This window comes from Streptomyces sp. NPDC057638 (assembly GCF_042800315.1).
GTDB lineage: Bacteria > Actinomycetota > Actinomycetes > Streptomycetales > Streptomycetaceae > Streptomyces.
Window position 1 is genome coordinate 21,815 of sequence record NZ_JBHVHF010000073.1, and the last position, 6,782, is coordinate 28,596.

General features: G+C 71.9%; 4 protein-coding genes and 1 pseudogene. 4 read left to right on the top strand and 1 reads right to left on the bottom strand.

Annotated elements, in window-relative coordinates:
• Position 1: 1 nt before the first annotated feature.
• Genes ACFVIM_RS13325 through ACFVIM_RS13335 form a run of 3 tightly spaced genes read left to right on the top strand, consistent with a single transcriptional unit; the run spans position 2 to position 3,275 of the window.
• A complete protein-coding gene (locus ACFVIM_RS13325; RefSeq protein ID WP_384300822.1) occupies positions 2 to 1,450 on the top strand; it encodes a purine-cytosine permease family protein in 1,449 nt (482 codons plus the stop codon).
• Complete coding sequence (locus ACFVIM_RS13330; protein WP_384300823.1) at positions 1,447 to 2,316, top strand: nitrilase family protein; 870 nt, start codon at positions 1,447 to 1,449, stop codon at positions 2,314 to 2,316. Before ACFVIM_RS13325 ends, ACFVIM_RS13330 begins: the two co-directional genes overlap by 4 nt.
• Positions 2,316 to 3,275 (top strand): carbon-nitrogen hydrolase family protein, encoded by a 960-nt coding sequence (locus ACFVIM_RS13335; protein WP_384300824.1) that lies wholly within the window; start codon positions 2,316 to 2,318, stop codon positions 3,273 to 3,275. Before ACFVIM_RS13330 ends, ACFVIM_RS13335 begins: the two co-directional genes overlap by 1 nt.
• A 62-nt stretch (positions 3,276 to 3,337) precedes the next feature.
• Here ACFVIM_RS13335 and ACFVIM_RS13340 read toward each other — a convergent pair whose 3' ends face one another.
• On the bottom strand, positions 3,338 to 3,970 hold the full coding sequence (locus tag ACFVIM_RS13340) for a hypothetical protein (protein ID WP_384300825.1): 633 nt from the start codon (positions 3,968 to 3,970) through the stop codon (positions 3,338 to 3,340).
• A 361-nt stretch (positions 3,971 to 4,331) separates the two neighbouring features.
• Here ACFVIM_RS13340 and ACFVIM_RS13345 point away from each other — a divergent pair.
• Positions 4,332 to 6,782: pseudogene (locus ACFVIM_RS13345) on the top strand (DUF11 domain-containing protein); the annotation flags it as partial.

The window sequence follows — 6,782 nt, forward strand, 5'->3', positions numbered from 1 at the left end:
GATGACCTCCTCGGACACCGCGACCCAGCGCGACTCGGCGATCGAACAGCACTCGATCGACTATGTGCCCGCCGCCGAGCGGCACGGCAAGGTCTGGCACCAGGGACCGTTCTGGTTCACCGGCAACTTCGTCCTGCCGACGATGGTCGCCGGGTTCGTCGGCGCCTCCATGGGGCTGAGCGTCGGCTACAGCGTGCTGGCCATCGTCCTCGGCGTCGGCGCAGGAACGTTCTTCATGGCCTTCCACGCCAACCAGGGCCCCCGGATGGGCCTGCCCCAGATGATCCAGTCCCGGGCGCAGTTCGGCAGCCGCGGCTCCACGGTCCCGTTCGCGGCGACCGTCTTCGTCTACGTGGGCTTCCTGGTCTTCGACACGGTCCTGGCCAAGCAGGGCCTGGGGCTGCTGCTGCCGGGCGGCGAGCTGTTCTGGTACCCGGTGCTGATCGCGCTGTCCATCGTGATCGCGGTCGTCGGCCATGACCTGCTCCACTTCGTCCAGCGCTGGCTGACGTATCTGCTGGTCGTCGTCTTCGCGGTGCTCACCGTGGTCGCGATCGTGCACTTCGGCTCCACCCCCGTCGCCGCCGATGTGCCCGCGGCCACGGCGGGCTGGGACCTGACCGCCTTCCTGGTGCAGTTCTCGCTGGCCGCCGGATACAACATCAGCTACTCGGTCTACGTCTCCGACTACACCCGCTACCTCCCGGCGAACGTGCCCGCGCGGGGTCTGATCACCGCGGTGTACGCGGGGGCCGCGTTCTCCGCCGTCTGGCTGATGTCGCTGGGCGCGATCCTCGCCAGCTATCTGCCCGACCCCGACCCGATCCTGGCGCTGCGCCAGGTCGGCGATCTGCTCTTCCCCGGCTTCGGCCTGATCGTGGTGATGGCCTCGGTGCTCGCGCTGATCTCCATCATGGGCGTCAACGCCTACGGCGCGATGCTCACCGGCGCCAGCGCCCTGGACGGCTTCCGCTCGGTGCGCCCCACCGTGCGGCTGCGGATCATCGGACTCACCGTGGTCGGCCTCATCTCCCTGGTGGTCGCCCTGCTGATCCCGGACGACTACATCGGCAGCTTCAACAACTTCGTCCTGATGATGCTGTACTTCCTCGTCCCGTGGACCGCGGTCAACCTGGTCGACTTCTACTTCGTACGCCGCGGGAAGTACGCCATCGCCGAGATCCTCAAGCCGGACGGCATCTACGGACGCTGGGCGTGGCGGGGCGTGACCGCCTACGTCATCGGGTTCGCCGCGATGATCCCCTTCTTCTCGACGAGCTTCTACACCGGGCCCGTCGCGAAGGCGCTGGGCGGCGCCGACTTCTCCTTCGTCGTCGGCCTGACCGTCTCCGGCGTGCTCTATCTGCTCTTCTCCCGCACCCTCGACCATGAGGCGGAGGCCACCGCCCGCGCGGCGAGCGAGGCCGAACTGGAGGGAGCGCTCCGATGACCACCCCACACACCACGGACCGGCGGCCGGGCGGTGAGGTCACCGTCGCGGTCTGCCAGATCGCCCCCCAGATCGGCGACGGGGCGGGCAACCAGCGCCGGATCCGCGCCGCCGTCGAGGAGGCGGCCGGGCGCGGCGCGCACATCGTGGTCCTGCCCGAGCTGGCCAGCACCGGCTATGTCTTCACCGACGCCCACGAACTGCGGTCCGTGGCCGAGGCGCCGGACGGGCCGACGCTCACCCAGTGGCGGGAGCTCGCCGCCCGCCATGACCTGGTCATCGTCGGCGGCTTCGCCGAACTCGGCGGGGACGGCCGCCTCTACAACGCGGCCGCCCTCGTCGACCCGGGCGGGCTGCGCGCCACCTACCGCAAGGCGCATCTGTGGGACGGCGAGAAGACCTGGGGCTTCACCCCCGGCGGCGCTCCGCCGCCGGTCGTGGACACCGCCTACGGCCGGATCGGGTTCATGGTCTGTTACGACCTGGAGTTCCCCGAGTGGGTGCGGCTCGCGGCCCTGGACGGCGCCGAGCTGCTGTGCGCTCCGGTGAACTGGCCGCTGTACCCGCGTCCCGAGGGCGAGCGGCCGGGCGAGATCGTCCGCGTCCAGGCCGCCGCCGCCGGCAACCGGATGTTCGTCGCCGCCGCCGACCGCGCCGGTCCCGAACGGGGGCAGCAGTGGCTCGGCGGCAGTGTGATCACCGACGCCGACGGCTACCCCGCGACGGCGCTGCGGCTGGGCGAGGAAGCGGTCCTGACCGCGACCCTCGATCTCGCCGAGGCCCGCTCCAAGGCCATCAGCGACCACAACGACGTCCACGCGGACCGGCGGCCCGCGCTGTACGCGCCCATGGTGCGGGAGCGCTGATGACCACCACCGTCGCCATCGTCCAGCAGCCGCCCGCCCTGCTCGACCTTCAGGAGTCACTGCGCCGCGCCACCGCGCACATCGCCGAGGCCGCGCGGGCGGGCGCACAGCTCGTCGTCTTCCCCGAGACCTGGCTGACCTGCTACCCGGCCTGGGTGTTCGGGCTGGCGGGGTGGCGGGACGCCGAGGCGCGGCACTGGCACGCCCGGCTGCTGGAGCAGAGCCCGGTCCTGGACCCCGGGGGCGATGACGCCCTCGCCCCGGTCCGGGCCGCGGCCCGCGAGCACGCGGTGACCGTCGTCCTGGGCCTCAACGAACGGGCCGCCCCCTCCTCCGGGTCCCTCTACAACACGCTGGTGACCATCGGCCCGGACGGCACCACCCTCAACACCCACCGCAAACTGACGCCCACCCACACCGAACGGATCGTCTGGGCCGCCGGGGACGGGGCCGGGCTGCGGGTCGTGGACACCCCGGCCGGCCGGGTCGGGTCGCTGGTGTGCTGGGAGCACTTCCACCCGCTGGCCCGGCACGCCCTGCACGCCCAGCACGAGGAGATCCATGTCGCCGCCTGGCCCGACATGCCCGAGAGCCATGTGATCGCCGCCCGCTCCTACGCCCTGGAGGGCCGCTGCTTCGTGGTGTCGGCGGGTCTGGTGCTGTCCACCGGCGATGTCCCCGCCGACCTGCTGGCCGCCTACCGGGCCGGAGTGGGCCCCGACGCCCCGGCCGACGGGCCGCTGTTCACCGGCGGTTCCTCCGTCGTGGGCCCCGACGGCGCCTGGATCGTGGCACCCGTCCACGGCGAGGCCCGGATCATCACCGCCACCCTCGATGTGGGCCGCCGCTACGAGGAGACCCTGGACCTGGATGTCGCGGGCCACTACGGGCGCCCCGACGTCTTCACCCTCTCCGTCGACCGGCGGCGGCACGGCAGCGGCGTCGGCTTCACCGACTGACCGTACGGGGGCGGGCACGCCCTCGCCCCCGTACCGGCTCAGGAACCGGCCACAGGGGTGCGTCATGACGGATCAGCGGATCCTGGCGGACGAGGACGGACGGGCCGTCCAGGCCACCATCGCCGGGGAGAGGCGGCTCCTCGATCCCCGGGTGCGGCCGCGCTCCGGGCCCGGGCCCGGAGCCACGCGCCCACCGCCACCAGGACCGCCACCACGGCCGCGTAGAGCGGCAGCCACAGGGTCGTGGTCGCCGACAGGCAGTCGGCGACGGCGTCATGGCGCTGGACGTCCTGCGCGCGGGCCAGGGCGGCGCTGTCACGGCCGGCCAGGCCGGCCAGTGCCGCCTCGGTCCGCAGGCTCTCGTACGCGCCCAGCGCGGAACACCGCTCCCGGGTCGCGGGCACCGGGAACAGCCACGCCCAGCGCTGGAGCGCGGGAGCCAGGACGATCGCCACACACAGGCCCACGACCAGCGAGTACGCCGTCAGATTCCGTACGTACGCGGATCGCAGGCCCGGGGTCCACACCGGCAGCCGGTACAGGGAGAACACCACCGCGAGCAAGGTCACCCCGATATAGGCGGCGAACCACTGCCACGAACCCTGGGCGAAGGTGGCCGCCAGCACGGCCCCGAGCGCGATACCGATGACCCCCGGCTCACCGGAGACATCACGTCGGGCGCTGGGACCGTCCACCGTCTCTCCCGCCTGGCTCGGCCCCCAGCATCCCCGGGCATCGCGCCACCGGCCCCTCGCCATGCCGCACCGGCCCGCACGGCCCGCCCGGTTGGCGGTCCGTCCCCCCGGCCGGTGTCCCCGGGCCGGTGACCAGCCGACCCAGTGGACAGTACGGTGCGGAGGGCCGCGTTCCCGGGGCCGGAGGGCGGCCGGGGCGGTCCGGTGCCGGGCCGGGGTGTGCTCCGGATGGCTGATCACACGGACACCCCTTGAGTGAGCTTCACCGCGCTGGCCTCGCCTGTTCACGGCGTCAGGCGCCAGGTGGGGTACTTGTGGGCCCTTGGGGGGCCATGAACCCGACCAAGGAGCACATGTCGACATGCATGGTTCTCCCCACAGGGGGCGCCGCCGCGGTGCCCTCTTCTCCACCGGCCTCGTCCTCGGGGCCCAGCTGGTGGCCCTGGGCACCGTCCTTCCCCTGGCGGGCGGTGCCCGCGCCGCCGAGGCCCCCGGCTCCCCCGGCCTGGCGCAGGGCCCGACCGTGGCCTACTCCGAGAACTTCGAGAACGGCACCGGCCAGACACCGATCCTGCTCAGCGCCTACACGGGCGCGCCGCCGGTCAACGCCAAGTACACGGCGGCACCCGAGTGGATCAACGCGGCCCGCTGCAACGGGATCATCCTGGACCAGTCCGGGGCGAACAACGCCGCCTGCCAGAACCAGAACGCCACCGCGATGGCCGAGCTGAAGTTCATGGCCAATGTGCTGGGCCAGGTGGCGGGCTCGGCGACACCCGGGACCAACCACGCCGTCTCCGCGTACACGGACGGGGCGAACCCGGGGGCGAACAAGGTCGAGATCCAGACGATCAACCCGGTACCGCTGGTCACCTCGAACCGGTTCATCACCTTCTCGGTCGATGTGGCGGCGGTGAACTGCAATGTGTCGGCGCCCCTGCTGAACTTCTTCCTCACCGGCTCGGGGCCGGACATCCCGGCCAGCGACCAGGCGATCAACCCCTGTACCGACCCGCGCTCCAGCGTCTACAACGTGGGGCCACGTCCCATCCAGGCGGGCTCGTTCGCGTCCGACACCTCCGTGCTCTTCACCGGCCCGGCCGTCGGGGTGAAGATGACGAACGCCAACGGCAGCGGGCTGGGCAACGACCACGCGTACGACAACATCCGGATCCTGGACGTCACGCCCCAGCTCGACAAGGGCTTCAGCCCGGCGTCGGTGCCGCAGGGCGGCGTCTCGACCCTGACGTTCACCATCACCAACACCTCCGAGCTGGCGGAGAAGAACGGCTTCGCCTTCTCCGACACCCTGCCCTCCGGTGTGACCGTGGCGGCCGTCCCGAACGCGGCCACGACCTGCGGGTCCGCCTCGCTCACGGCGGTGGCCGGCACCGGTGTGGTGGGGCTGTCCGGCGGTGTCCTGGCCGCCGGTACACAGTCCTGTACGTTCACCGTCGACGTCACGTCCACCACCCCGGGCACCTATGTGAACGAGCCCGCGGACGTGACCGTGACGGGGGTCGACCCGCCGGGGCCCGCCACACTGATCGTCACCGTGCCGGGGTCGCCGACGATCGTGAAGTCGGCGGACGCGGAGAGCTTCACGGCCGGTGAGGTGATCACGTACCAGTTCGTGGTGACCAACACCGCCTCCGCCGCGCTCAACGGGATCACGGTCACCGACACCGGTCCGGGCAGCCCGGCCGTCTCCTGTCCCTCGACCACGCTGGCCGCGGGCACGTCGATGACCTGTACCGCCATGTACACGGCGACGGCGGCCGATGCGACGGCCGGGACGATCACGGACACGGCGTCCGTGACCGGCACGGTCAACGGGAACCAGGTCAGCGGGACCAGTAACGAGGTCAGCATTCCGCTGCGCTCGCTGACGATCACCAAGTCCGCCGACCAGAGCGAGTTCAGCGCGGCCGGGCAGACCATCAACTACGTCTTCCAGGTGACCAACAACGGGCAGGTCACGCTCACCAACCTCCAGGTGACCGACAACGGCCCCGGCACCCCGGTGGTCACCTGCCCCACCAGTCCGCTCTCCCCCGGCCAGACGGTCAACTGCTCCGCCACGTACACGACCACCGCGGCCGATGTGACGGCGGGCAGCGTCACCGACACGGCGCAGGCGGCGGGTACGGCTCCGGACGGCGAGCTGGCCCGGGACACCAGCAACACGGTCACCATCCCGTTCGTCGCGCCGGAAGCGGACCTGGCGCTGACGAAGACGGGTCCGGCGTCCGTGACGGCGGGCGGGGACATCACCTACACGATCACGGTGGCGAACAACGGGCCGGACGACTCCACCGGCTGGACCGTGACCGACACGATCCCGGCGGGGCTCGCCGACGCGGCGACCACCACGGCGGGCTGCGCCATCACCGCGGGCACCCTCACCTGCACCGGCGGCGCCCTGACGGCCGGTGACAGCACCACGATCACGCTGACGGGTACGGCGGCGGCCGGAGCGACGTCCATCGCCAACACGGCGACGGTCACCGGCGACGACCCCGACCCCAACCCCGACAACAACACCGACACCACCACGACGACGGTCACGACGATCAGCGCGGATCTCGCCCTGACGAAGACGGGTCCGGCGTCCGTGACGGCGGGCGGCGCGGTCTCGTACACCATCACGGTGACCAACAACGGACCGAGCGCCTCGTCGGGCTGGACGGTGACCGACACCATCCCGGCGGGGCTCACCAACGCGGCCACCACCACAGCGGGCTGCGCCATCACCACGGGCACCCTCACCTGCACCGGCGGCACCCTCCCCGTCGGCAGCAGCACCACCATC